Source organism: Paracoccus sp. J39 (genome assembly GCF_000518925.1).
Classification (GTDB): domain Bacteria; phylum Pseudomonadota; class Alphaproteobacteria; order Rhodobacterales; family Rhodobacteraceae; genus Paracoccus.
This window is the reverse complement of sequence record NZ_JAEN01000011.1, coordinates 1-22580: the sequence shown is the minus strand read 5'-3', so window position 1 is coordinate 22580 and position 22580 is coordinate 1. Positions and strand designations below refer to the sequence as shown.

The following is a 22580-nucleotide window of genomic DNA, read 5'->3' as shown; positions in this document are numbered from 1 at the left end:
GTCGGCCCGGCATGTTCAAGAGACGCAAGCCGCTCAGCTATGCCCAGATGTGGACCGAGATGTTCTATCCGCGCTCGGGCTGGAAGCGGGCCTCGAAATATGTGCTGCACCGGCTGCGCCGCCTGCCGGACCAGCCGCATCGGGTGGCGCGGGGCTGGGCCTGCGGCATCTTCATCTCGTTCACGCCCTTCTTCGGCTTCCATTTCATGGGCGCGGCGGCGCTGGCCTGGCTGATCCGCGGCAATATCCTGGCGGCGCTCTTGGGCACCTTCGTCGGCAATCCGCTGACCACGCCCTTCATCGCGCTGACCTCGGTCGGGCTCGGCCGCTGGATGCTGGGGGTCGAGGGCAAGTTCACCCCGCACCTGATCTTCGACGAATTCACCCGCGCCGGCAGCGAGCTGTGGAACAACCTGCTGGCGCCGGTGACGGACCGCGTCGCGCATTGGGACCAGCTGCTGCAGTTCAACCAGCAGATCTTCCTGCCCTATGCGGTGGGGGGCATCCTGCCCGGAATCGCGGTTTCCGTCGCGGCGCATTACCTGACCGTGCCGGTGATCCGGGCCTATCACCGCCACCGCGAAAGGCAGATGGCCGAGCGCATCGCCCGCGCCAAGGCCAGGCGCGAACGCGAGCTGGCCGGGAAATCCTAGAAGCCCAGCCGGTCGCGCAGCGAATACCAGCCCATGCCGGCGACCAGCAGCGGCCAGCGCAGCGCAGCGCCGCCGGGAAAGGCGGGCGAGGGCAGGGCGGCCATGGTGTCGAATCCCTCGGCCTGGCCCTGCACCGCCTGCGCCATCAGCTTGCCGGCCAGCGTCGCCAGCGCCAGCCCGTGCCCGGAATAGCCGCTGGCCGACAGGCAGTTGGGCGCCGGCCGGGCGAAGCAGGGCATCCGGTTCATGGTGATCGCCAGCGTGCCGCCCCAGGCATGGGTCAGCGCCACATCGGCAAGGCCCGGATAGATCTCAAGCAGCGGCTTGCGCACCTTGGCGGCGATATCGGCGGGAAAGCGATAGCTGACATTCTCGCCGCCGCCGAAGATCAGCCGGCCCTCGGGATCGAGCCGCCAGTAATTCACCACGAATTTCGTGTCATGCGCGCCGATGGGCCGGGTCAGCACCTCGGCTGCACGCCGGCCCAGGGGCTCGGTCGCGACGATGAAATTGTTGATCGGCATGACGCGGGCGGCGACATGGCCATCGAGATGGCCCAGATAGCCATTGGCCGCCAGGATGACATGGTCGCAGGCCACCCGGCCCTTGCCGGTCTGCACCACGCTTTTCTCGCCGGCGCGCCGGCCGTGGCGGATGTGGTGGACATGGCTCAGCTCGCGGATCCGGGCGCCTGCGGCATCGGCCAGCTGCGCCATGCCTATGGCCAGGTTCAGCGGGTGCAGATGCCCGGCACCATGGTCCAGCTCGCCGGCGATATAGGCCTCGGACGGCACCAGCGCCCGGAAGGCGTCGCGGTCGAGCGGCTCGATCCGGTCATAGCCGTAATCGCGCCCCAGCCTGTCGATCAGGGCGCGGGCATGGTCGAACTCGGCGGGCTTGCGGAAGGCATGGGCGATGCCGTCGGCCACCGGCACCCCGGCGCGCGCCGCCAGATCGCGGGTCAGGCGCTTGGCCTCCTCGGCCATGTTCCAAAGCCGGTGGGCGGCCTCTCGCCCGGCCATCCGCTCCAGCTCGTCGATCTCCAGCCGCTGGCCCGAGCCGAGCTGGCCGCCATTGCGCCCCGAGGCGCCGAAGCCGACGCGATGCGCCTCCAGCACCACGACGTCGCGCCCCGCCTCGGCCAGATGCAGCGCCGCGGAAAGCCCGGTATAGCCGGCGCCGACCACCACGACATCGGCGCGCTCCTCGCCCCGCTGCTCGGGGAAAGGCGGCAGCGGGTCGCGGGTCGCGGCATAGAGGCTGGGCGGATATTCCCCCCGCCGGTCGTTGGAAAACAGCAGGTTCATGCTTCGGCTTTCACCGTTTCTCAAATACTCATCCGACGGCGCGCAAGGGCCCGGCCGCGCCCGGCTCTACACGTTCAGCAGCAGGTGCTCGCGCTCCCATGGGCTGATGACCTGCAGGAATTCCTTGTATTCATTGCGCTTGACCGCCTGATAGACGTCGATGAACTCGGATCCCAGCACCTCGCGCATCGCCGTGTTCTCGTCCATCAGGTCCAGCGCGTCGCCCAGGTTATAGGGCAGCTCGTCCTCGGACATATAGCCGTCGCCCAGGCATTCGGCGCGCGGATTCTCGCCCTCGACCAGGCCCAGATAGCCGCAGGCCAGGCTGGCGGCGAGACCCAGATAGGGGTTGCAATCCATGCCCGCCAGCCGGTTCTCGATCCGCCGCGCCTCGGGTTTCGAGATCGGCACGCGCAGCCCGGTGGTGCGGTTGTCGCGCCCCCATTCCAGGTTGATCGGCGCCGCGAAATCCGGGACATAGCGGCGATAGCTGTTGACATAGGGCGCCAGCAGCGCCACCGCCGCCGGCAGGTGCTTCTGCATGCCGGCGATGAAATGCATGAAGGCCGGCGTCTCGCGGCCCCGCTCGTCCGAGAAGATGTTGCGCCCGTCCGCCAGCCCGACGACCGAATGGTGGATATGCATGGCGCTGCCCGGCTCGCCCTCGATGGGCTTGGCCATGAAGGTGGCGAAACAGTCGTGGCGCAGCGCCGCCTCGCGGATCAGCCGCTTGAAATAGAAGATCTGGTCGGCCAGGGCGACCGGGTCGCCGTGGTTCAGGTTGATCTCGACCTGGCCGGCGCCGCCTTCCTGCAGGATGCCGTCGATCTCGAAGCCCTGGGCCTCGGCGAAGTCGTAGATGTCGTCGATGACCTTGCCGTATTCGTCCACCGCCGACATGGAATAGGCCTGCTTGGCGGCGGCGCGGCGGCCGGTGCGGCCCATGGGCGGCATGATCGGCTGGTTCGGGTCGATGTTGCGCGCGACCAGGAAGAACTCCATCTCGGGCGCGACGATGGGGCGCCAGCCCTTCTGCCGGTAAAGATCGACCACGCGTTTCAGCACGTTGCGCGGCGCGATCGGCACCGGATTGCCCGACTGGTCGGACACGTCGTGGATGACCTGCAGCGTGACGTCCGCCGTCCAGGGCGCCGCCGTCGCGGTCGAGAAATCCGGCGTCAGGATCATGTCGGGCTCGGTGAAGGCGCCCGACGGGTTGTCGGCCCAGTCGCCGGTGATGGTCTGCAGGAAGATCGAATTCGGCAGGTAGAACCGTTCCTGATGCGCGAATTTCGAGGCCGGCATGGCCTTGCCGCGCGCCACCCCGGCGATGTCGGCGACGATGCATTCCACCTCGTCCAGCCGCCGCCCGGCGACGTAATCCTGCGCGGCCTGCGGGGTTTCGTCGATCCAGTGCGATTTCATGCGGCCCCCTGCCGTGTCGCCTGCGCCGCAAAGCTGCGCGGCGCCTTGAAGAAGGCCTCGATCCGGTCGGCGATGCTGCCCGATTGCAGCGGCCCGCCCATGCGGGCGCGGGCCCGGTCCAGCAGCGCGCCGGGCACCGTGCCGCGGGCGCGGTGCTCGATCAGGCCCTCGATGAAGGCGTCGTCGAATTCCGGATGCGCCTGCACGGTAAAGGCGCGGTCGTCATAGACCAGCGCGGCGTTTTCGCAGAACGGGTTGCTGGCGACGATTTCGGCGGCCTCGGGGCGGCGGATCACCTGGTCCTGATGCCAGGCGTTCAGCCGCACCGGTTCGCCGCCGAAATCGTAATCCTGCGGCCCCACGGCCCAGCCCTCGGGATGCTTCGCCACCTGGCCGCCAAGCGCCTGGGCGATGATCTGATGGCCGAAGCAGATGCCGACCATCGGCACCCGCGCGGCATAGGCGGCGCGGATGAAGTCCTGGAGCGGCGGGATGAAGGCGTGGTCCTCGTAGACGCCGTGGCGCGAGCCGGTCAGCAGCCAGCCCCCGGCCTCGCGGACGTCCTGCGGAAACTGCATGTTCTCCACGTGATAGCTGGCGAAATCGAAGCCCCGCCCGGCAAGGAGCCGCTCGAACATGGTGTCATAATCGCCCAGTTCGCCGCGAAGCTCTTCGGGCGATTGGCCGCATTTGAGAATGCCGATACGCATGGTGGTTGGCCTGTCGGTTGTTCCCCCCGAAGCTAGTCGTGCGGGGCGCGGGCGGCAAGGGGGCGCTGCGACCTCGGTGGGGCTGGCCGGCGGCGCGGGGTCGCGCTAGGGTTGGCCTGCAACAGCAGAAAGGATCGGCCATGCCCGGACTTCGCCCCGATGTGGACCCCGAGGGCTTGCAGGAATTCTCGGTCGTCTTCACCGACCGCTCGCTCAACCACATGTCGCAGAAATTCCAGGCCGCGATGCGCGAGATCTCGGCCATGCTGCGCGAGGTCTACGGGGCCGAGGCGGTGGCGCTGGTTCCGGGCGGCGGCACCTGCGCCATGGAGGCGGTGGCCCGCCAGTTCGGCCGCGACGCCCATGCGCTGATCGTCCGCAACGGCTTTTTCAGCTATCGCTGGAGCCAGATCTTCGAGGCCGGCGGTTTTGCCCGCCAGACCACGGTGATGATGGCCCGGCCCCAGGGCAACGAGCTGCGCGCGCCCTTCGCCCCGGCACCCGTCGAGGAGGTGGTGGCCAAGATCCGCGAAGCCCGCCCCGATGCCGTCTTCGCCCCGCATGTCGAGACGGCGGCGGGCATGATCCTGCCCGACGATTACATCAAGGCGCTGGCCGATGCCGCGCATGAGGTCGGCGCGATCATGGTGCTGGACTGCATCGCCTCGGGCGCGATCTGGGTCGACATGCGCGAGACGGGCGTGGACGTGCTGATCTCGGCGCCGCAAAAGGGCTGGTCGGCCTCGCCCTCGGCCGGGATGGTGATGCTGTCCCCGCGCGGGATCGAGCGGCTGGAGACCACGGTCAGCGACAGCTTCGCGCTGGACCTGAAGAAATGGCGCGCGATCATGAAGGCTTACGAGGATGGCGGCCATGCCTATCACGCCACTCTGCCGACCGACGCGCTGCTGGGCCTGCGCGATGCAATGAACGAGACGCGCGACTTCGGCCTCGAGGCGGCGCGAGAGGCGCAGTGGCGGCTGGGCGATGCGGTGCGCTCGGAACTGGCGCGGCGCGGGCTGCGCTCGGTCGCGGCCGAGGGCTTTGCCGCGCCGGGCGTGGTGGTCTGCTATACCGACGACCCCGAGGTGCAGAGCGGCCGCAAGTTTCTGGCCGCCGGCTATCAGATCGCCGCGGGCGTGCCCTTGCAGGTGAACGAGGGCGAGGGCTTCCGCAGCTTCCGCATCGGGCTGTTCGGGCTGGACAAGCTCGGCGATGTCGAGGGCACGCTGGCGCGGCTGATCCCGGCCTTCGACGCAGCCCTGTGACCCGGCCCGGTAACGCGACGTCCTGACGCGGCGGGCGGGAAATCCGGGCGGTTCCGGGAACGATCTGCCGGCTTGGGTGTTTGCCTTGCGAAACCCATACAGCCCTGTGAAAGGACAATGTCATGGCGAAACCTGAAGCCACCGCCGACGAAGTGAAAGCCCAGGCGCGCGAGGCCGCCGACGAGGTGGGCCGCCACGCCCGCCGCGCCGCCGACGAGGCGACCGAAGCCTATGAGACCGCCCGCGAGCGCGGCGCCGAGCTTTACGAAACCGCGCGCGAGAAAGGCGCCGAATTCGTCGAGACCGCCCGTCAGCGGGGTGCCGAATATGCCGAGACGGTCCGCGAGCGTGGCCATGACTATGCCGAACGCGCCCGCGATGAGGCTCGCCGGCTGTATCGCCAGGGCGAGCGGCAGGCGCATGAGGTCGCGGCCCATGCCGAGGAATATTACGACGAGGTCTCGGGCATGGTGCGCCGCAACCCCGCCCAGGCGCTGGGGATCGCGGCGGGCGTCGGCTTCCTGCTGGGCCTGATCATCGCGCGCCGCTGAGGCCGGCGATGTTCGATTACACCCGGAACCTGCAGCTTGCCCTGACGGACAGGCTGCGCCGCGCGGGCTTGGGCGCCGGGGCAGGGCTGGCCCTGCTGATCGGCGCCGGCTTCCTGCTTGCGGCGCTGTGGACCTGGCTGGCGGATCATCTTGGCTGGGGGGCGCTCGGCGCCTCCCTCGCCATCGGCATCGGCTTTCTGGTGATCGGGCTGCTGGTGATGCTGATGGCGCGCAAGGAGCGCCATCCCGTGCCCACCACCGACGAGTTGAAGGCCGAGGTCGAGCAGCGGCTGATGCTGGCCGCCGATGCCGCCATCGGGAAAGCCACCGGCGCAGCGGATGCGGCGCTTGAGCGGGCCTCGCAAAAGGCCAATCGGCTGATGGAACAGGCCGAGCAGCGCGTCCACAGCGTCGCCGACAGCCTGTCCTACAAGGCCGACCGCCTGGCCGACCGGGCCGAGGCGCGGGTCTATGGCACCGCGCGCCGCGCCGGAGAGCAGGCCGCGCAACGGCTGGGCCTGCCCCCGGATGCGCTGCGCCGCGCCGCGGGACAGGTCCAGGCAGCCTCGCAATCGCGGGCAGCGGCCATAGCGCCGCTGATCGGGGCCTTCGCGGTCGGCATGACGCTGGCCTCGCGCTTCCAGGACTGGCGGCAGCGTGACACCCCGGAATGGGACGCCGCCGAGGACTGGATGGACGATCCTTACGAGGATGGTTGAAGTGTATGCCATAGGACGATTATTTTATTAAAGTTTTTTGTCTTGCTCTTGCTCGTCGGTGCCGCGCCAACGACGCGGCAGCCGGAAGGTCGTTAGGATTCCCGGCGCTGCTGACTGTCTAAAACCGCAGGCGCCGGCCAAGCGTTTCAGATGACCGTCCGCGCCATGCATCCCCCGGGGCCGGAGGTTGCTGGAAGAACTCTGATAAACCTCCGGTAAGTCATTATTTTCAAAAGGAAAAGACCCCGACAATGCGGGGCCGTCGTTGTCAGTGAGGGCAGGCGCCCGGTCAGGCATTGGCCTCGCGGATGCGGTCGGCGGCTTCCTTGTCATAGGTCACGCCCGCGTTTTCGAAAAGCTGGTCAAGCTCGCCCGACAGGGTCATCTCGGTGACGATGTCGCAGCCGCCGACGAACTCGCCCTTGACATAAAGCTGCGGAATCGTCGGCCAGTCCGAGAATTCCTTGATGCCCTGGCGGATCGCCTCGTCCGCCAGCACGTTCACGTCGCGATACTGGACGTTCATATAGTTCAGCACCCCGGCGACGCGGCTTGAAAAGCCGCATTGAGGCATCTCCTTGGTGCCTTTCATGAACAGGACGACATCGTTGCCGTCGATGGTGTCCTGGATCTGCTGGCGTGCGTCGGTCATTCTGCTGGTCCTTGCTGAAGCGTCGCCATGGCGCGACGCTGGCGGTTGATCTTATTCGGGGGCCTTGGTGGTCAGGGCAAGCGCATGCAGCGCGCCGTTCGGGCCGTCCATGTGGCCCTGCAGCGCCGCATAGACTGCGCGCTGCTGCTGCACGCGGTTCTGGCCGCGGAAGCTTTCGTCGATCACCTCGGCAGCATAATGGTTTCCGTCCCCGGCAAGGTCGGTGATGGTGATCTGGGCATTGGGAAATGCAGCGCGGATCAGGGCTTCGATATCCTGGGCTTCCATCGCCATGGCGGTTCCTTTCACTGTTCTCCATGATGTAGGGGAAGCCCGCGCGGCCCGCAAGATCGCCCTTCACGCCGCATTCCGCCAGGAGATCGGGCAGCTTGCCCCCGCGCGGCGGGGATGCCACTCTGCCCGCGGCAGCAGAGGGGCGATCAGGATGTCGAACGCGGTTTCCGACAGCGACCCCGCGCGCGGCAGCGCCGGCGAGGTCTTCGGGGCCTTCCTGCGGCTGGGCCTGACCTCCTTCGGCGGGCCGATTGCGCATCTGGGCTATTTCCGCGACGAGTTGGTGGTGCGGCGGCGCTGGCTGGACGATCACGCTTATGCCGATCTGATCGCGCTGTGCCAGTTCCTGCCCGGCCCGGCCTCGAGCCAGGTCGGCTTTGCCCTGGGCCTGATGCGGGCCGGCTGGCTGGGGGCGCTTGCAGCCTTCACCGCCTTCACCTTGCCCTCGGCGCTGATCCTGCTGGTGTTTGCCGGGGCTGCGACGGCGATTTCGGGGCCGCTGGGACAGGGGGCGCTGCACGGGCTCAAGGTCGTGGCGGTGGCCATCGTGGCCCAGGCGGTCTGGGGCATGGCGCGGCAGCTGTGCCCGGATCGCGAGCGCGCGGCGATCGCGGTGCTCGCGGTCGTCGTGCTGGCCGCGCTGCCGGGCGCCCCCGGCATGATTCTCGCCATCGCCGCCGGCGCGGGGCTGGGGCTTGCCCTGGGCCGCGGCGCGGCAAGGCCCGTCAGCGGGCATCTGGTCATGCCGTTGTCCCGAGGCGCGGGGGCGGCGGCCCTGCTGCTGTTCCTGGCGCTGCTGGCCTTGCTGCCGCTGCTGGCGGACGGGTCGCAGGCGCTTGCGATGATCGACAGCTTCTATCGCGCCGGGGCGCTGGTCTTCGGCGGCGGCCATGTCGTGCTGCCGCTTCTGGATGCCGAGGTGGTGCAGCCCGGCTGGATCGGCCCGCAGGCCTTTCTGGCCGGCTATGGCGCGGCGCAGGCGGTGCCGGGGCCGCTTTTCACCTTTGCCGCCTATCTGGGCGCGGCCCTGGGGCCCGAGCCGAACGGGGTGCCGGGCGCCGCGCTTGCGCTGCTGGCGATCTTCCTGCCGGGATTTCTGGTGCTGCTGGGCGTCCTGCCGTTCTGGGACCGCTTCCGCCGCATGGCCGGGGCGCAATCGCTGATGCAGGGGGCGAATGCCGCCGTGGTCGGCATTCTGGGCGCGGCGCTGTATTCCCCGGTCTTTACCACCGCGATCGGCGGCCTGCCGGACCTGGCGCTGGCGCTCGCCTGTTTCGTGGCCCTGACGGGCTGGAAGCTCGCGCCCTGGCGGGTGGTGCTTCTGGCCGCGATGGCGGGCGCTGCACTGGCGCTGGCCGGATGAGCGGGCTTGCGCCGGCCCTTGATCGGAAGGGGGTTCCGGCGGAGGAAAAATAACCCGAAGGCAGGCTGGCCCCTTGGGGCGGAAGGACCGATTTCGGATATCGGGCAGCGGGCTTGTCCCTCGACGCGCTTTCCCATCGTGGGACGTGGAGGCCGAGGCCGTGACTCCGAAGGCGCCAGAGCCGAGTTTATATGAGAAAGCCGGACTGGAACGGGCGCCGCACCATCTTGGCGAGTTCCATGCATTTGCCTGGGGCTGGTCTTCGGTGCCGAGCGGGCGGCGCCTCCAATCGCGCGTCAAGGGTCGAAGCCTGCACGAGAGTGGTCATTCTTTCGGTTGTCGCGACATTCGCTGAAAATCATGATAACCAGAGTTATGTCATCAACCTTCATGCCAGGTCGGCTTGGCCTTCACGTCGGTTAATGCGGCCTGAGCTTAGCCAAGCCTCGGGCTCATGTTCGACCCGCCACGCAAGCAGCTTCGACCCGCCACGCAAGCAGCTTCGACCCGCCACGCAAGCAGCAAGGATTCCGGCTCTGCGCCAGAAGCGACCGGGCAAGCGCGCGCTGGCGCTGGCCCGGAAGACTGTTGCTCAGCCGCGGCGCAGCTGTTCGAGCAATGCCGCCGTGGGCTCGCCGGTGACGGGCAAGCCGCGCGAGGTCTGATAGGCCCGGATGGCGCTGATCGTGTTCGAGCCGACATTGCCGTCAACGCCCTGGGTGTCGAAACCGCGCGCGGTCAGCAGGCGCTGCATCTCCTTGCGCTGCTCGATGCGCAGGCCGGGATGGTCGGCCGGCCAGGGATTGGCAAGCCCCGGATAGCCCTTCAACCGATCCGCCAGATGCGACACCGCCAGCGCATAGCTGTCGGCATTGTTGTAGCGCAGGATGGCGTGGAAGTTGCGGGTGATCAGGAAGGCCGCGCCCGAGGAGCCGCCCGGCAGGATCAGCTCGGTCGGGGTGCCGGCGGGCGGCAAGGGCCGCTGGTTGGCCTGGCGCACGCCCAGCGACTGCCATTCGGCGACGCTGCGCCGCTTGCCCTTGCCGGCCAAGCCGGTGTTGAAGCCGGGCGGCAGCGTGACCTCGACCGCCGCCGGCAGGCCGCGCTGCCAGCCGGATTTCGCCAGATAGTTCCCCGCCGAGGCCAGCGCGTCCGTCGGGTCGTTCGACCAGATGTCGCGGCGCCCGTCGCCGGTGAAATCGACAGCGAAGCTGAGATAGGTGGTCGGGATGAACTGGGTGTGCCCCATGGCGCCGGCCCAGCTGCCGGTCATGTGGCCGGGATCGATGTCGCCGGCCTGCAGGATGCGCAGCGCCGCCATCAGCTGGCTGCGGAAGAATTCGCCCCGGTAGCCTTCATAGCCCAGCGTGGCCAGGCTTTCGATCAGCGGCAGGTCGCCGCGCCGTTCACCATAGGTCGATTCCATGCCCCAGACCGCGGTGACGATTTCCTTCTCCACGCCATAGGCCGCCTCGACGCGGCTCAGCACGCCGCCATATTGCGCCAGCGCCGCCCGGCCGTTGGTCTGACGTTTTTCCGAAACCGCGTTTTCCAGATATTCCCAGACGGATTTCTTGAACTCGGCCTGACTTTGCGAGCGGCGGATGACCTCGGGGTTATAGGTCACGTCCCGAAAGGCGAAGTCCAGGGTGCTGTCGCTGATGCCCTGGCTGCGGGCGCGGGTCTTGAAGCCCTCGACCCAGCCGCGCAGGCCGGCGACCTTCTCGGGCGGCGGGTTCTGGTAGCGGCCCCATTTGATTTCCTGGCTCTGCTGCGGCACCCCCGTGCCGGGATAGTTGCCGGCGCAGCCGCCCAGCAGCAGGGCCATGGCCGTGAGCGTTGCCGAAAGTCGCAATGAAAACCGCATTCCTGTCCCCTTGGTCGAGCGTTTTGGCCCAGCCTAGCGCCCGATCCGCAAGGCCGAAAGCCGGAAATTCCGCTCCGGCGGCAGCCCGCCCTTTCTATCGGGTTGCGCAAACGGGTTCAGATCATCCGTGCAGGGAATTGATTTGCGGATCATTCCGCCAGAGGCGTCCAGATCACCTCGTCGATCCGCGGCGCGCCGGTGGCCAGCATCACCAGCCGGTCGAATCCCAGCGCGCAGCCCGAGGCCGGCGGCATGAAGGCCAGCGCGGCCAGGAAATCCTCGTCCAGCGGGTAACGCTCGCCATAGATTCGCGCCTTTTCCTCCATCTCCTTCTGGAAGCGGCGGCGCTGCTCGACCGGGTCGGTGAGCTCGCCGAAACCGTTGGCGAGTTCGACCCCGCAGGCGTAAAGCTCGAACCGCTCGGCCTCGCGCGGCTCGTCCGCGGCCCGGCGGGCCAGCGCCGCCTCGGCGGCGGGATAGCGGTCGAGGATCAGCGGCCGGCCATGGCCCAGATGCGGCTCGACCTTCTCGACCAGCACGCGGGACAGGATGTCGGACCAGCCGTCATCCTCGGCCAGCCGCACCCCCTGCCCTTCGGCCTGGGCGCGCAGCGCCGCAGCATCGGTCTCGGTCCCGTCGCAGGTCGAAAGCAGGTCGATGCCGGCATAGTCGCGGAACGCCTCGGCCACGCTCATCACCTCGGGGGCGGCATAGGGGTCGCATTCGGCGCCGCGAAAACGCAGAAGATCGGCACCGGCGCATTCCGCCGCATGCCGCAGATATTGCGCGCAATCCTCGAAAAGAACACGATAATCCTGACCGGCACGATACCATTCCAGCATGGTGAATTCCGGGCTGTGCAGCGCCCCCCGCTCGCGGTTGCGCCAGACATGGCTGAAGGCGAAGATGCGCTCCTCGCCCGCCGCCAGCAGCTTCTTCATGGCAAATTCCGGGCTGGTATGCAGATACATCCGCCGCGGCACGCCGTCATTGCCGATCTGCCGGGTCTCGAAAGCATGCAAATGCGCCTCGTTTCCCGGGCTGACGGCCAGCGCCAGCGGATCGACCTCGATGAAGCCCTGGGCGCCCAGCCAGTCGCGGGTCGCGGCCTGGATGCGGTTTCGCGCCAGCAGCAGCGGCCGGCGCCCGGCATGGCGGTCGCGGTCCCACCAGGGGCTTTCATCGGCGGATTTCATGCGCACAACTCCTGCATTTGCGTCGTTTTCCGCTTGCGGCTGGCGCAAAGCTGCGGAAAACGCTATGGGACATCATCTTTGCCGGACTTCGTATCCGGCACCCCGGAATTTGAAAAGCAGGCAAGGGAACCGCCTTGAAAGTCATCGCCTCCAGCCTTCGCAAAGGCAATGTCGTCGAGATCGACGGCAAGCTCCATGTCGTCCTGACGGCGACCAACTTCCACCCCGGCAAGGGCACGCCGACGACCCAGGTCGAACTGCGCCGCATCTCGGACGGCAACAAGGTCTCGGAACGCTGGAAGACCACCGAACAGGTCGAGCGTGCCCATGTGGACGAACGCGCCTACAACTTCCTCTACGAGGACGGCGAGGGCTTCCATTTCATGGAGCCGGAAAGCTATGAGCAGGTCGTCGTCTCGCCCGACGTGGTCGGCGACGACAAGGTCTTCCTGGAGGACGGCATCAGCGTTTTCCTGCAGGTCCATAACGGCGTCGCCATCGCCATCGAACTGCCGCAGAAGGTGACGGTCGAGGTGGTCGAGACCGAGCCGGTGGTCAAGGGCCAGACCGCCTCGTCCAGCTACAAGCCGGCCATGGCGCATAACGGCGTGCGCATCATGGTGCCGCCGCATATCGGCGTGGGCACCAAGGTGATCATCAACACCGCCGACCTGACCTATGTCGAGCGCGCCAAGAGCTGATTTCTGACGCCCTTGGGCAGGGGCGTGCTCGCGCCCTGCCCTTTCTCGTCATGCAGCGTCATCCGGGGAACGGCGGGACCCTGCGGATCAATCCGCGGTCGCGGCGCCGATGGTCCCGCCCACCACCGCACCGGCCGGACCGGCGATGACGGCTCCGCCCAGCCCGCCGGTCGCAGCGCGTTCGGTGGGGTTGTCGCCGCAACCGGCCAGCAGAAGCACCAACGCGGAAACGGCTGTCGCAATCAGGCTACGCATCTCGTATGTCCTCCTGTGAAGCGGCAAGGCGCCGCTCATATTGGACAAGACGCGCGGGCCCGCCTTCCGGTTCCGCGCGCCGCCCTTGAGGATCGTGGACGAGGTGCCCTCTGGCGGCGCCCGTCAGGGGAAGATCGGCGCCAGCATCAGCCCTTCGGTTTCCGGCAGGCCCAGCATCAGGTTGGCATTCTGCACCGCCTGCCCCGAGGAGCCCTTGCACAGGTTGTCCAGCGTCGAGACGACCAGCGTCCGCCCCGAAATCCGGTCGCCCGTCACGCCGATATGGCAGAAGTTCGAGCCCTGGACATGGGCCATTGCCGGCAGTTGCCCAAAGGGCAGCACCACGATGAACGGCTCGTCGGCATAGGCCGCCGCCAGCGCGGCATGTACCGCCTGCGGCTCGCCCTTCAGGTAGCAGGATGCCAGGATGCCGCGGTTCACCGGGACCAGATGCGGGGTGAACTGGATGCGCACCTCGCGCCCGGCCAGGGCCGAGAATTCCTGGTCGAACTCGCCCAGGTGGCGGTGCTTGCCGCCCTGGGAATAGCCCGCCACATCCTCGGACCGCTCGGCGAAGAGCATGTTTTCCTTGAGCGAGCGCCCTGCCCCGGACACGCCGTTCTTCAGGTCGCAGATGATGTCGTCCAGGTCGATCAGCTCTGATGCGATCAGCGGCCGCAGCGCGAATTGCACGGTGGCGGCATTGCAGCCGGTGCCGGCGACCAGCCGCGCCTCGCGGATCTGGTCGCGATAGAATTCGGTCAGGCCATAGACCGCCTGCGGCTGGATCCCGGGCGCGGCATGGTCGAGCCCATACCATTTCCTGTAATCCGCCGGATCGCGCAGCCGGAAATCGGCGCCCAGGTCGACGATCTTCACATCGCCCGGCAGCTGCCCGACCAGCGGCTGGCTAAGCCCGTGCGGCAGGGCGCAGAACACCAGGTCGATGGCCGAGAAGTCGATCTCCTCCATCCTGACCAGCGCCGGCAGCTTCAGGTGTCGCAGATGCGGAAAGACTTCGTCATAGCCCTGCCCCGCCTTGCGGTCGGCGGAAAGCGCGGCGATCTCGATCCGGGGATGGGTGGCGAGGAGGCGGACGAGTTCCGCCCCCGTGTAACCCGAGGCCCCAAGGATGGCAGCTTTCAGCGTCATGTCTCGATCCCGAGGAAACGGCCGCGCAGGCGCGGCGCTGGTTGGTCAGGCCCGCAGGGGCCGAAAACCGGCACTAGGCCCGGTCCCCCGGCATGTCAAGCCGCCGGCCGGATCGCAAGGCCCGCCCGTTTTGGGGCCGCCCTGCCCCGCTTGCTGCCATCTTTCCAGAAAGCAGGGCAACGAAGCTTATCCAATCGGTGGAAATTTCTTCAAATATTGTAATTCAGCGCGGCAGATTCTCCCTGACAGCAGAGCTGGAGGCATCACCTGTCGCGATTGCCGTTGTCTCCCCCACCTGCAGCCGGTGATCCGATTGAATCGACGACGGAAACCGGCCCGGCTGCAAGGGACGCGAATAGGTTGGGCTTCTTTTCGTGCGCAGAAATGCTGCATCTGCATCATTTTATTGCGAGACATGGCGGAAGGAATCAAATATTCGGGCAGCGGCCGCCGAGGCCCTGGATAACGGAGAGAGTGATGAGCGCGACCCCCGATCGCAAGGGCCGTCTGAGCCCCGATGACATCCGTGCCCGCAAGGGCGGCGAGCCCGTGGTCTGCCTGACGGCCTATACCACCCCCATGGCCCGGCTGGTGGATGCGCATTGCGATATCGCGCTGGTGGGCGACAGCCTGGGCATGGTCCTGCACGGCCTGCCCTCGACCCTTGGCGTCACCATGGAGATGATGATCCTGCACGGCAAGGCGGTGGCGCGGGGCTGCGCGCGCGCCTGCATGGTGGTGGACATGCCCTTCGGCAGCTATGAGGAGGGGCGCGAGCAGGCCTTCCGCAACGCCGCGCGGCTGATGGCCGAGACCGGCTGCCAGGCGGTCAAGCTGGAAGGCGGCCGGCACATGGCCGACACCGTGGCCTTCCTGGTGGCGCGCGGCATCCCGGTGATGGGCCATGTCGGGCTGACGCCGCAATCGATCAACACGCTGGGCGGCTACAAGGTGCAGGGCCGCGGGCATCACGAGGCCGACCGCATCGCCCTCGATGCCGCGGCGCTGGCCGATGCCGGCGCCTTCGCCGTGGTGCTGGAAAAGCTGCCCGAGGCGCTGGGGCGGCGCATCACCCAAGAGATCCCGGTGCCCAGCATCGGCATCGGCGCCGGGGTCGATTGCGATGGCCAGGTTCTGGTGGTCGACGACATGCTGGGGCTGTTCTCGGATTTCCGGCCCAAATTCGTCAAGCGCTACGCCGAGCTGGGCCAGGATGCCGATGCCGCCATCGCCGGCTATGCCGCCGAGGTGCGGGCCCGCCGCTTTCCCGGCCCCGAGCACGCCTTCGCCGAGGGCAAGCCTGCATGAGCGCGCCCATCGTCCGGCCGCTGGCCGAGCTGCGTGCGCTGGTGCGCGGCTGGAAGTCCCGCGGCGAAACCATCGGCGTGGTGCCGACCATGGGCGCGCTGCACGAGGGGCATCTGAGCCTGGTCCGCGCGGCGCGCGCCAGCTGCGACCGGGTGATCGTCACCCTGTTCGTCAACCCGCGCCAGTTCAACAATGCCGAGGATTTCGCCCGTTATCCGCGCACCGAACATGCCGATGCCGCGCTGCTCGGCCCGCTGGGCGTGGACGCGCTTTTCGTGCCCGAGGGCGACGAGGTCTATCCGCCCGGCCATGCCACGGTGATCTCGGTTTCGGGCGTGTCCGACCCGCTGGAGGGCGCGCATCGGCCGGGGCATTTCGACGGCGTGGCGACGGTGGTGACGCTGCTGTTCAACATGACCCAGGCCGACCGCGCCTTCTTCGGCGAAAAGGACTGGCAGCAGCTGCAGCTGGTGCGGCGGCTGGTGCAGGACCTGAAACTGCCGGTCGAGGTCGTCCCCTGCCCCTGCGTGCGGGCCGAGGACGGGCTGGCCCTGTCCTCGCGCAACCAGCGCCTGACGGCCGGGGGCCGCGCGCTGGCCTCGGCCCTGCCGCAGGCGCTGTTCGAGGCGGCGCGGCGCATCGAGGCCGGCGAGCCGGTGGAGGCCACGCTGGCGGCGGCCCGGGCCGGGCTGGAGGCGGCGGGGCTGGGGCCGGTCGAATATCTTGAGCTGCGCGACGGCGAGTCGCTGGGCGAGCCGCGCCCGGGCCGGCCGGCGCGGCTGCTGGTCGCGGCCTGGCTGGAGGGCGTGCGGCTGATCGACAACGTCGCGGTGACGCTGCGCTGAATGGCCCCTTTGCCGCGAGGCGGCGCGGGATGCGCGGTTGCCTCATGAGTATTTGGAAAACGGTGAAAGCGCCAAGTCCCGGGCGGCGGGCGGCAGAGCGTCGAGATGCAGCTCGGCCCGCAGGCCGGGATGGGCGTTTTCCAGCCGCAGCGCGCCCTGCGCGGCATCGGCGATGTCCGAGACCACGGCCAGGCCGATGCCCTGCCCCTCGCCGTCGGGATCGAGGCTCAGCCCGCGCCTGGTCAGCCGGGCCAGCGCGGGTTCGGGCACGCCCGGCCCGTCGTCGCGGATGGCGATGACCAGCCGCGCGCCCGCGACGCGGACCGAGGCCGTGACCCGCGCCCGGGCATGGCGCATGGCGTTTTCCAGCAGCGCGCCGAGCGCCTCGGTCAGGTCGTCGGGATCGATCCGGGCCAGGGGGCCGGGCGGCGCGGACAGCCGCCAGTCGATCTCCGCACCGCGCGGCGTACGGCGCAGCACGCCGATCAGCTTGGCCAGAAGCGCCCCCGGATCGGCGGACTGGCCGCTGCGGGAGGACTGGATGCGCGCCCGCGCCAGCTCGCGGTCGACATGGCGGCGCATCTGGGTGGCGACGGTTTCGATGCTGGCGGCGATCTCGGCCTCGCCGTCGGCGCGCAGCCGGGCCGCATCGCCCAGCAGCGCCTGCAGTGGGGTCTTGAAGCCATGCGCCAGGTCGGCGGCGCGGTGGCGGGCCCGGGCCAGCTCTTCGTCGCGCGCGTCCAGGAGTCGGTCGATCTGGGTCGCCAGCGGGATCACCTCGGTCGGCAGGTCCAGCCCGATGCGCGCGCGCGCGCCCGAGGCCAGCGCCGCCACCCGCGCCCCGACCTGCCCCAGCGGCCGCAGCCCGACGGTGATCTGCAGCCAGCTGGCCAGCAGCAGCGCCGCGCCGAGCAGCGCCAGATAGGGCAGCAGGTCGTCCAGAAAGCCGCGTCGGGCCAGCGCCAGCTCGTCGCGGTCCGAGGCGACGATGATGCGCAAGGGCAGCGGCGGGTCGCCGCGGCCGACCGTCAGGCTTTGCTCGACCGCCAGCAGCGGCTCGCCCTGCGGGCCGGCCAGCGTTCGCACCGCGGTTTCGCCCGGCGCCGGCGCGGGCTCGCCGGTCGGCAGGGTATAGTCCCACAGCGAGCGCGAGCGGCGCAGCTCGGCGCCCAGCATGACCTGCCAGTAATGGCCCGAGAAGGGCTGGTCGTAGAGCGGGTCGTCCGGCGGCGCGCGCAGGCTGGCGCCGGCCTCGCCCCCGGGCCGCACCATGGCGGCCAGCGCCAGGGCCCGCGCCTGCAGGTCGGCGACGGCGACGCGCTCGACATGACGCTCGAACAGCACGGCAAGCCCCATGCCCGACAGCGCCAGCGCCAGCGCGATCGCCAGCCCTCCGGCCAGCACCAGCCGCCAGCGGATCGAACGCATCATGCCTTGCCCTGCGACGCCGCCGGGCCGCCGTCGAGGTGATAGCCGAAGCCGCGCCGGGTGCCGATCACCCCCGGCCCCAGCTTGCGGCGCAGCCGGGTGACGACCGCCTCGACGGCATTGGTCTCGCGCGAATCGTCGTCGCCGTAGAGATGTTCCAGCAACTCGGTCGGCGGCACGCTGCGATCGCGGTTCAGCGCCAGATAGGAGACGAGGCGGAATTCCAGCGGCGTCACCGGGACCGGGATGCCGTCGATGGCGGCGGTCATGCGGTTCAGGTCCACCGTCAGCCGCCCGACCTGCTGGGTGGCGTTGCCCCGCCCGCCGGCGCGGCGCACCAGCGCCCGGGCGCGGGCGATCAGCTCCTCCATGCGGAAGGGCTTGGGCAGGTAGTCGTCGGCGCCGGCATCGATGCCCTCGACCCGCTCGGTCCAGGCGCCGCGCGCGGTCAGGATCAGCACCGGGCTTTCGCAGCCCTCGGCCCGCCAGCGTTTCAGCACCGTCAGCCCGTCCAGCCGCGGCAGGTTCAGGTCCAGCACGATCAGGTCGTAGCTCTCGGTGCCGCCGCGGAACCAGGCGGTCTCGCCATCGGCGGCGCGCTCGACCAGAAAGCCTGCCGCCTTCAGCGCCCGCTCCAGGTCGGCGGCGATCCGGGGCTCATCCTCGACGATCAGGGCGCGCATCAGTCATCCTCATCCGCATCATCCGCATCGTCTTCGTCCAGCGCCAGGATCCGCCCGGTGCGGGCGTCCAGCTCGACCTCGATCAGCCGGCCGTCGGCGGTGACCAGCCCGATCTCATAGGCGAGGATGCCGTCCTCATCCTCGAACTCCACCTCGACCACCCGGCCCGGATGCGATCCTTGCAGCCGCGCCAGCACCTCGGCAAGGGGCAGGATCTCGCCGCGCTCCACGGCGTCGCGGGCGAATTCGAAATCCGGCGCCGACAGGCCCTGCCCCGTGACCGGCGGCGGGCAGAGCGTCAGGGCCAGGGACAGAAGGACAAGCGGTCTCATGCCGCCGGTCATAGCGGCGGCGGCCTGACAGCCGGCTGACAAGGCGCGGTGCCGGCCCGCGCCGTGACCCCGGCGTGCCGAAACGGCAACAGCCCGCCATGGGCGGCTTTCCGCCCAGGTCGGGGCATTCTGACAGCCCGCTGACAGCCGGGGTCAGAGCACTGTCAGCCGGTCCGTGGCATTCCCGCCATGACCTTCGCGGCAGGGGCGACCCGCCGCCTCAGCACAGGAAAGGATCAGGACATGGTGCGCAAGATCGGAACGAATTTCGCGGATACGCTGAACGGCACGGCATTCGGCGACTGGCTGTCGGGCCTGGGCGGCAATGACCGGCTGTTCGGCCTTGCCGGCGACGACCGGCTTGATGGCGGCGACGGCCGCGATTCGCTCTATGGCGGGGCCGGCCGCGACGCCCTGCGCGGCGGCAACGGCGACGACCTTCTTCATGGCGGCGAGGGCGCGGACGAGCTGGAAGGCGGCGCCGGCAACGATATCCTGCATGGCGGCAACGGCAATGACGAGCTGGAAGGCGATGCCGGGGCCGATACGCTTTACGGCGGGGCCGGCCATGACGAGCTCGAGGGCGGCGGCGGCAATGACCTGCTGTTCGGCGGCATCGGCAATGACGAGCTGGACGGCGATGCCGGCAACGACCGGCTGCACGGAGGCGCGGGCCGCGACCGGCTGGAGGGCGGCCGCGGCAACGACATCCTGACCGGCGGCGCCGGCGCCGATGTCTTCGAGTTCGAGCGCGGCGACGGCCGCGACATCGTCACCGATTTCCAGAACGGCGTGGACCGGCTCGACTTCGACGATTTCAGCCGGGCGCAGGTTCAGGCGGTGATCGACACTGCCCGGCAGGTCGGCGACGACGTCGTGCTGCGGCTGTCGGCCGACAGTTCGGTGACCATCCGCGACATGCAGCTGTCGCAGCTCGACATGAACGACTTCGTCTTCTGATCCGGCCCGCCGGATGCCGGCATGACGCCGCCGCGGCCCGCCCGCGGCGGCGTTTTCGTCGCCTCCGGGCTAGGCCCCGGAAAATTTTCCGGCCAGTGTCGGGACGGCGGACCCCGGTCCGTCCTTGGCGCAAGGAGAACCCGATGCTCTATACCCTGCTCTGCTATAACGACGAGGCGATGACCTCCGCCTGGACAAGCGAGGAAGAGGCGGCCGTGATGGCGCGGCTGGACGGCGTGCACCGCAAATGGGCCGCGCATTTCGGTCCCGTCGCCCGGCTGATGCCGACCAGCGCCGCCACCACCTTCCGCAAGGACGAGCAGGTGGTGCTGGACGGCCCCTATGCCGAGACCAAGGAGCAGCTTCTGGGCTTCTACCTCGTCGAGGTCGAGGGGCTGGACATGGCGCTGCAGATCGCCCGCGACCTGGGCGAGGCCAATCCCGGCGGTGCCTACGAGATCCGGCCGGTCATGCTTTATTCCCCCGGCACGGAGGCGCCCGGATGATCGAAGCCGATCCCGACTGGATCGAGACGCGGCTGGTCGGGGCCCGCCCGCGCGCCATGGCCGCGCTGCTGCGCTATTTCCGCGATCTCGACCTGGCCGAGGAGGCCTATCAGGAAGCCTGCCTGCGCGCCCTGCGGCATTGGCCGCGGAACGGCCCGCCGCGCAATGCCGAGGCCTGGCTGGTCATGGTCGGGCGCAACGCGGCGCTGGACCAGCTTCGTCGCCGGACCCGCCAGACCGAGCTGCCGCCCGGCGACGCGGTTCCCGGCCAGCCCGACGGCCCCGATCTGGCCGAGCGGCTGGACGCGGCGGATTACCGCGACGACATCCTGCGGCTGCTGTTCATCTGCTGCCACCCCGAGCTTCCGGCGACGCAGCAGATCGCGCTGGCGCTGCGCATCGTCTCGGGCCTGCCGGTCGAGCGCATCGCCCGCGCCTTCCTGGTCGCGCCGCGCGCCATGGAGCAGCGCATCACCCGCGCCAAGGCCCGCATCGCACGGGCCGAGATCCCCTTCGACACCCCCGGCCCCGTCGAACGGGCCCAGCGTTTCGCCGCCGTCGCGGCGATGATCTATCTGGTCTTCAACGAGGGCTATACCGACGCGAACCCCGCCAGCGAGCGCGCGGCGCTGTGCGACGAGGCGATCCGGCTGGCGCGGCTGCTGCTGCGCCTTTTCCCCGCCGAGCCCGAGATGATGGGCCTGCTGGCGCTGATGCTCATCCAGCATTCGCGGCAGGCGGCGCGTTTCGATGCCGAGGGCGGGCCGGTGCTGCTGGAGGATCAGGACCGCGGCCGCTGGAACCGCGCCATGATCGCCGAGGCGCTGGCCATGCTGGACAAGGCGATGCTGCACCGCCGGCCCGGCCCCTATCAGATCCAGGCGGCCATCGCGGCGCTGCATGCCCGCGCCGCCCGGCCGGAGGAGACCGACTGGGCCGGCATCGACCGGCTCTATGCCGCGCTGGAGCGGCACGCCCCCTCGCCGGTGGTGACGCTGAACCGCGCCGTGGCGGTGATGAAGCTGCAAGGCGCCGAGGCGGCGCTGGAGATGGTCGAGCCGCTGCGCGAGCGGCTGGACGGCTATTTCTACCTGCACGGGCTGCGCGGCGCCCTGCTGCGCCAGCTGGGCCGGAACGACGCGGCGCGCGAGGCGTTTCCCGGGCCATCGCGCTGGCAGGCACGGCAGCCGAGGCGGCGCATATCCGCCGCCAGCTCGACGGCCTGCGGGCCGGCCCGGAACCGGGTTGAAAATTTTTTCGCGGCCCCTGTCGGGATCGCCGCCCGGCCCGCGTCCTTGAAGCAGACCATCAAGCCCACAAGGAGAAATGCCATGACCACCCCACCTGCCCATGTGCTGACGCTGGACCGCGTGCTGGACGCGCCGGTCGCCGGACTCTGGCGCTGCTGGACCGAGCCGGAGCTGCTGAAACAATGGTTCTGCCCGAAACCCTGGTATGTGTCCGAGGCGCGCATGGACCTGCGTCCGGGCGGCGAATTCTTCTCTGTCATGAACGGGCCCGAGGGCGAGCGGTTCGAGAATATCGGCGTCTTCCTGGAGATCGAGCCGCAGCGCCGGCTGGTCTCGACCGATGCCTTCCGGCCGGGCTGGGTGCCGACCGAGCGGGCCTTCATGGTCTCGCATGTCGAGTTCGAGCCGCAGGGGGAGCGGACGCGCTATCTGGCCCGCGCCATGCATTGGAACGAGGAGACCCTGAAGCAGCACGAGCAGATGGGCTTTCACGACGGCTGGAACATGGCCGCCGACCAGCTGGAGACGCTGGCGAAATCGCTGTGAGCTTGCCTTCCCCCTGCTCGGGGCGCATCAGGTGGCGCAGCGCGGTTTCCAGCTGCGCCGCCAGTTCGGGTCCCAGGCGATCGCGGGGCTGGAGAAGGCCAGCAGGGGCAGCCTGCTGGAGCTGAGCTGGAACGGCGCCGCGCGCAGCTTTGTCGAGGACAACGATACCCTGACCCTGCGCGGCACCGCCCGGGGGGACGGCTACAGCATCGGCTTCGGGGATCGGACCGGCAAGGTTATTGCAGCCTTGCCTGATCCTTACGCGCGATATCTTCTGTCATTTCGACGGAAGGGCCGCCAACGGTCAGGCGATCCTGATCCTGCCGTCTCTTCGATGGATTCGAACAGGGCGCGGAAATTGCCCTCGCCGAAACCGTCATCGCCCTTGCGCTGGATGAACTCGAAGAAGATCGGCCCGATCACCGTCTTCGAGAAGATCTGCAGCAGCACCCGGGTCGTGCCGCCGCCCACGACCCCNTCGCCGTCGATCAGGATGCCGTGCTTCTTCATGCGCTCGATGGGCTCCTGATGGCCTTTCACCCGGCGATGCGACATCTCGTAATAGGTGTCCGGCGGTCCGGGCATGAACGCCATGCCGGCCGCGGCGAT

At 69.0% G+C, this 22580-nt stretch carries 23 protein-coding genes and 2 pseudogenes; 12 read left to right on the top strand and 13 right to left on the bottom strand.

Features of this window, described 5'->3' with window-relative positions:
• The first annotated feature begins 11 nt into the window (after positions 1 to 11).
• Positions 12 to 653 carry a DUF2062 domain-containing protein gene (locus tag L632_RS0112030; protein WP_028714196.1) on the top strand — a complete coding sequence of 214 codons (642 nt, stop codon included), beginning with the start codon at positions 12 to 14 and terminating at the stop codon, positions 651 to 653.
• Here the strand turns inward: L632_RS0112030 and L632_RS0112025 are convergent.
• From L632_RS0112025 to L632_RS0112015, 3 genes are all read right to left on the bottom strand, one after another.
• Positions 650 to 1960: an FAD-binding oxidoreductase gene (locus L632_RS0112025; RefSeq protein WP_028716862.1), complete on the bottom strand. Its 1311-nt coding sequence runs from the start codon at positions 1958 to 1960 to the stop codon at positions 650 to 652. The genes L632_RS0112030 and L632_RS0112025 overlap by 4 nt on opposite strands.
• Before the next feature lie 66 nt (positions 1961 to 2026).
• Positions 2027 to 3385 carry a glutamine synthetase family protein gene (locus tag L632_RS0112020; RefSeq protein WP_028716861.1) on the bottom strand — a complete coding sequence of 453 codons (1359 nt, stop codon included), beginning with the start codon at positions 3383 to 3385 and terminating at the stop codon, positions 2027 to 2029.
• Positions 3382 to 4095: a type 1 glutamine amidotransferase gene (locus L632_RS0112015; protein WP_028714199.1), complete on the bottom strand. Its 714-nt coding sequence runs from the start codon at positions 4093 to 4095 to the stop codon at positions 3382 to 3384. The genes L632_RS0112020 and L632_RS0112015 overlap by 4 nt, the downstream gene beginning before the upstream one ends.
• 140 nt (positions 4096 to 4235) lie before the next feature.
• Between L632_RS0112015 and L632_RS0112010 the strand changes: the two genes are divergently transcribed.
• The 3 genes from L632_RS0112010 to L632_RS0112000 all read left to right on the top strand — a co-directional run bounded on the left by L632_RS0112010 (position 4236) and on the right by L632_RS0112000 (position 6633).
• Positions 4236 to 5363, top strand: coding sequence for an aminotransferase class V-fold PLP-dependent enzyme (locus L632_RS0112010; protein ID WP_028714200.1), 1128 nt, complete (start codon positions 4236 to 4238; stop codon positions 5361 to 5363).
• A gap of 122 nt (positions 5364 to 5485) precedes the next feature.
• Positions 5486 to 5914 (top strand): YqjD family protein, encoded by a 429-nt coding sequence (locus L632_RS0112005; RefSeq protein ID WP_028714201.1) that lies wholly within the window; start codon positions 5486 to 5488, stop codon positions 5912 to 5914.
• A gap of 8 nt (positions 5915 to 5922) precedes the next feature.
• Complete coding sequence (locus L632_RS0112000; protein ID WP_028716860.1) at positions 5923 to 6633, top strand: phage holin family protein; 711 nt, start codon at positions 5923 to 5925, stop codon at positions 6631 to 6633.
• A 289-nt stretch (positions 6634 to 6922) separates the two neighbouring features.
• Here L632_RS0112000 and grxD read toward each other — a convergent pair whose 3' ends face one another.
• Entirely contained in the window at positions 6923 to 7285 is a 363-nt protein-coding gene (grxD, locus tag L632_RS0111995; RefSeq protein WP_028714203.1) for a Grx4 family monothiol glutaredoxin, read from the bottom strand.
• 51 nt (positions 7286 to 7336) lie between these two features.
• Entirely contained in the window at positions 7337 to 7579 is a 243-nt protein-coding gene (locus L632_RS0111990) for a BolA/IbaG family iron-sulfur metabolism protein (protein ID WP_028714204.1), read from the bottom strand.
• A 151-nt stretch (positions 7580 to 7730) separates the two neighbouring features.
• Here L632_RS0111990 and chrA point away from each other — a divergent pair, with 151 nt between their 5' ends.
• Positions 7731 to 8942, top strand: a complete 1212-nt coding sequence (chrA, locus tag L632_RS0111985) for a chromate efflux transporter (RefSeq protein WP_028714205.1) — start codon at positions 7731 to 7733, stop codon at positions 8940 to 8942.
• A gap of 592 nt (positions 8943 to 9534) precedes the next feature.
• Here chrA and L632_RS0111980 read toward each other — a convergent pair.
• Both L632_RS0111980 and epmA read right to left on the bottom strand, forming a co-directional pair.
• The gene (locus tag L632_RS0111980) at positions 9535 to 10809 is read right to left on the bottom strand and encodes a lytic murein transglycosylase (protein ID WP_028716859.1); all 1275 of its coding nucleotides are present in this window, start codon (positions 10807 to 10809) and stop codon (positions 9535 to 9537) included.
• A 149-nt stretch (positions 10810 to 10958) separates the two neighbouring features.
• A complete protein-coding gene (gene epmA, locus L632_RS0111975; RefSeq protein WP_028716858.1) occupies positions 10959 to 12005 on the bottom strand; it encodes an EF-P lysine aminoacylase EpmA in 1047 nt (348 codons plus the stop codon).
• Between the two features lie 134 nt (positions 12006 to 12139).
• On the opposite strand from epmA, the gene efp reads away from it, so the two are divergent.
• Entirely contained in the window at positions 12140 to 12706 is a 567-nt protein-coding gene (gene efp / locus L632_RS0111970; protein ID WP_028714208.1) for an elongation factor P, read from the top strand.
• 87 nt (positions 12707 to 12793) lie between these two features.
• Here the strand turns inward: efp and L632_RS24650 are convergent, their stop codons facing one another.
• Positions 12794 to 12961, bottom strand: coding sequence for a hypothetical protein (locus L632_RS24650; RefSeq protein WP_198019378.1), 168 nt, complete (start codon positions 12959 to 12961; stop codon positions 12794 to 12796).
• A gap of 123 nt (positions 12962 to 13084) precedes the next feature.
• Positions 13085 to 14113: an N-acetyl-gamma-glutamyl-phosphate reductase gene (argC, locus tag L632_RS0111960; RefSeq protein ID WP_028714209.1), complete on the bottom strand. Its 1029-nt coding sequence runs from the start codon at positions 14111 to 14113 to the stop codon at positions 13085 to 13087.
• 477 nt (positions 14114 to 14590) lie between these two features.
• Between argC and panB the strand changes: the two genes are divergently transcribed.
• Both panB and panC read left to right on the top strand, forming a co-directional pair.
• On the top strand, positions 14591 to 15421 hold the full coding sequence (gene panB, locus L632_RS0111955; protein WP_028714210.1) for a 3-methyl-2-oxobutanoate hydroxymethyltransferase: 831 nt from the start codon (positions 14591 to 14593) through the stop codon (positions 15419 to 15421).
• Entirely contained in the window at positions 15418 to 16266 is an 849-nt protein-coding gene (gene panC / locus L632_RS0111950; protein WP_028714211.1) for a pantoate--beta-alanine ligase, read from the top strand. Before panB ends, panC begins: the two co-directional genes overlap by 4 nt.
• A gap of 42 nt (positions 16267 to 16308) precedes the next feature.
• Here panC and L632_RS22605 read toward each other — a convergent pair whose 3' ends face one another.
• Genes L632_RS22605 through L632_RS0111935 form a run of 3 tightly spaced genes read right to left on the bottom strand, consistent with a single transcriptional unit; the run spans position 16309 to position 18709 of the window.
• Positions 16309 to 17697: a HAMP domain-containing sensor histidine kinase gene (locus L632_RS22605; RefSeq protein ID WP_036698134.1), complete on the bottom strand. Its 1389-nt coding sequence runs from the start codon at positions 17695 to 17697 to the stop codon at positions 16309 to 16311.
• Positions 17694 to 18377: a response regulator transcription factor gene (locus L632_RS0111940; protein WP_028714213.1), complete on the bottom strand. Its 684-nt coding sequence runs from the start codon at positions 18375 to 18377 to the stop codon at positions 17694 to 17696. Before L632_RS0111940 ends, L632_RS22605 begins: the two co-directional genes overlap by 4 nt.
• On the bottom strand, positions 18377 to 18709 hold the full coding sequence (locus tag L632_RS0111935) for a PepSY domain-containing protein (RefSeq protein ID WP_028714214.1): 333 nt from the start codon (positions 18707 to 18709) through the stop codon (positions 18377 to 18379). Before L632_RS0111935 ends, L632_RS0111940 begins: the two co-directional genes overlap by 1 nt.
• 243 nt (positions 18710 to 18952) lie before the next feature.
• Here L632_RS0111935 and L632_RS0111930 point away from each other — a divergent pair, with 243 nt between their 5' ends.
• The 4 genes and pseudogenes from L632_RS0111930 to L632_RS24900 all read left to right on the top strand — a co-directional run.
• Positions 18953 to 19669, top strand: a complete 717-nt coding sequence (locus L632_RS0111930) for a calcium-binding protein (protein WP_028716856.1) — start codon at positions 18953 to 18955, stop codon at positions 19667 to 19669.
• 143 nt (positions 19670 to 19812) lie between these two features.
• On the top strand, positions 19813 to 20175 hold the full coding sequence (locus tag L632_RS0111925) for a YciI family protein (protein ID WP_028714216.1): 363 nt from the start codon (positions 19813 to 19815) through the stop codon (positions 20173 to 20175).
• Entirely contained in the window at positions 20172 to 21971 is a 1800-nt protein-coding gene (locus L632_RS22600) for a sigma-70 family RNA polymerase sigma factor (protein ID WP_198021825.1), read from the top strand. Before L632_RS0111925 ends, L632_RS22600 begins: the two co-directional genes overlap by 4 nt.
• 67 nt (positions 21972 to 22038) lie before the next feature.
• Positions 22039 to 22239, top strand: a pseudogene (locus tag L632_RS24900) (fumarylacetoacetase); the annotation flags it as partial.
• Here the strand turns inward: L632_RS24900 and L632_RS22595 are convergent.
• Positions 22230 to 22580: pseudogene (locus tag L632_RS22595) on the bottom strand (hypothetical protein); the annotation flags it as partial. The pseudogenes L632_RS24900 and L632_RS22595 overlap by 10 nt on opposite strands.

What these genes read in the sequence shown, in the direction of transcription:
- L632_RS0112030 (WP_028714196.1), top strand. Translation starts at nt 12, where the DNA reads ATGTTCAAGAGACGCAAGCCGCTCAGCTATGCCCAGATGTGGACCGAG.
- L632_RS0112025 (WP_028716862.1), bottom strand. Translation starts at nt 1,960, where the DNA reads ATGAACCTGCTGTTTTCCAACGACCGGCGGGGGGAATATCCGCCCAGC.
- L632_RS0112020 (WP_028716861.1), bottom strand. Translation starts at nt 3,385, where the DNA reads ATGAAATCGCACTGGATCGACGAAACCCCGCAGGCCGCGCAGGATTAC.
- L632_RS0112015 (WP_028714199.1), bottom strand. Translation starts at nt 4,095, where the DNA reads ATGCGTATCGGCATTCTCAAATGCGGCCAATCGCCCGAAGAGCTTCGC.
- L632_RS0112010 (WP_028714200.1), top strand. Translation starts at nt 4,236, where the DNA reads ATGCCCGGACTTCGCCCCGATGTGGACCCCGAGGGCTTGCAGGAATTC.
- L632_RS0112005 (WP_028714201.1), top strand. Translation starts at nt 5,486, where the DNA reads ATGGCGAAACCTGAAGCCACCGCCGACGAAGTGAAAGCCCAGGCGCGC.
- L632_RS0112000 (WP_028716860.1), top strand. Translation starts at nt 5,923, where the DNA reads ATGTTCGATTACACCCGGAACCTGCAGCTTGCCCTGACGGACAGGCTG.
- grxD (WP_028714203.1), bottom strand. Translation starts at nt 7,285, where the DNA reads ATGACCGACGCACGCCAGCAGATCCAGGACACCATCGACGGCAACGAT.
- L632_RS0111990 (WP_028714204.1), bottom strand. Translation starts at nt 7,579, where the DNA reads ATGGCGATGGAAGCCCAGGATATCGAAGCCCTGATCCGCGCTGCATTT.
- chrA (WP_028714205.1), top strand. Translation starts at nt 7,731, where the DNA reads ATGTCGAACGCGGTTTCCGACAGCGACCCCGCGCGCGGCAGCGCCGGC.
- L632_RS0111980 (WP_028716859.1), bottom strand. Translation starts at nt 10,809, where the DNA reads ATGCGGTTTTCATTGCGACTTTCGGCAACGCTCACGGCCATGGCCCTG.
- epmA (WP_028716858.1), bottom strand. Translation starts at nt 12,005, where the DNA reads ATGAAATCCGCCGATGAAAGCCCCTGGTGGGACCGCGACCGCCATGCC.
- L632_RS24650 (WP_198019378.1), bottom strand. Translation starts at nt 12,961, where the DNA reads ATGCGTAGCCTGATTGCGACAGCCGTTTCCGCGTTGGTGCTTCTGCTG.
- argC (WP_028714209.1), bottom strand. Translation starts at nt 14,113, where the DNA reads ATGACGCTGAAAGCTGCCATCCTTGGGGCCTCGGGTTACACGGGGGCG.
- panB (WP_028714210.1), top strand. Translation starts at nt 14,591, where the DNA reads ATGAGCGCGACCCCCGATCGCAAGGGCCGTCTGAGCCCCGATGACATC.
- panC (WP_028714211.1), top strand. Translation starts at nt 15,418, where the DNA reads ATGAGCGCGCCCATCGTCCGGCCGCTGGCCGAGCTGCGTGCGCTGGTG.
- L632_RS22605 (WP_036698134.1), bottom strand. Translation starts at nt 17,697, where the DNA reads ATGATGCGTTCGATCCGCTGGCGGCTGGTGCTGGCCGGAGGGCTGGCG.
- L632_RS0111940 (WP_028714213.1), bottom strand. Translation starts at nt 18,377, where the DNA reads ATGCGCGCCCTGATCGTCGAGGATGAGCCCCGGATCGCCGCCGACCTG.
- L632_RS0111935 (WP_028714214.1), bottom strand. Translation starts at nt 18,709, where the DNA reads ATGAGACCGCTTGTCCTTCTGTCCCTGGCCCTGACGCTCTGCCCGCCG.
- L632_RS0111930 (WP_028716856.1), top strand. Translation starts at nt 18,953, where the DNA reads ATGGTGCGCAAGATCGGAACGAATTTCGCGGATACGCTGAACGGCACG.
- L632_RS0111925 (WP_028714216.1), top strand. Translation starts at nt 19,813, where the DNA reads ATGCTCTATACCCTGCTCTGCTATAACGACGAGGCGATGACCTCCGCC.
- L632_RS22600 (WP_198021825.1), top strand. Translation starts at nt 20,172, where the DNA reads ATGATCGAAGCCGATCCCGACTGGATCGAGACGCGGCTGGTCGGGGCC.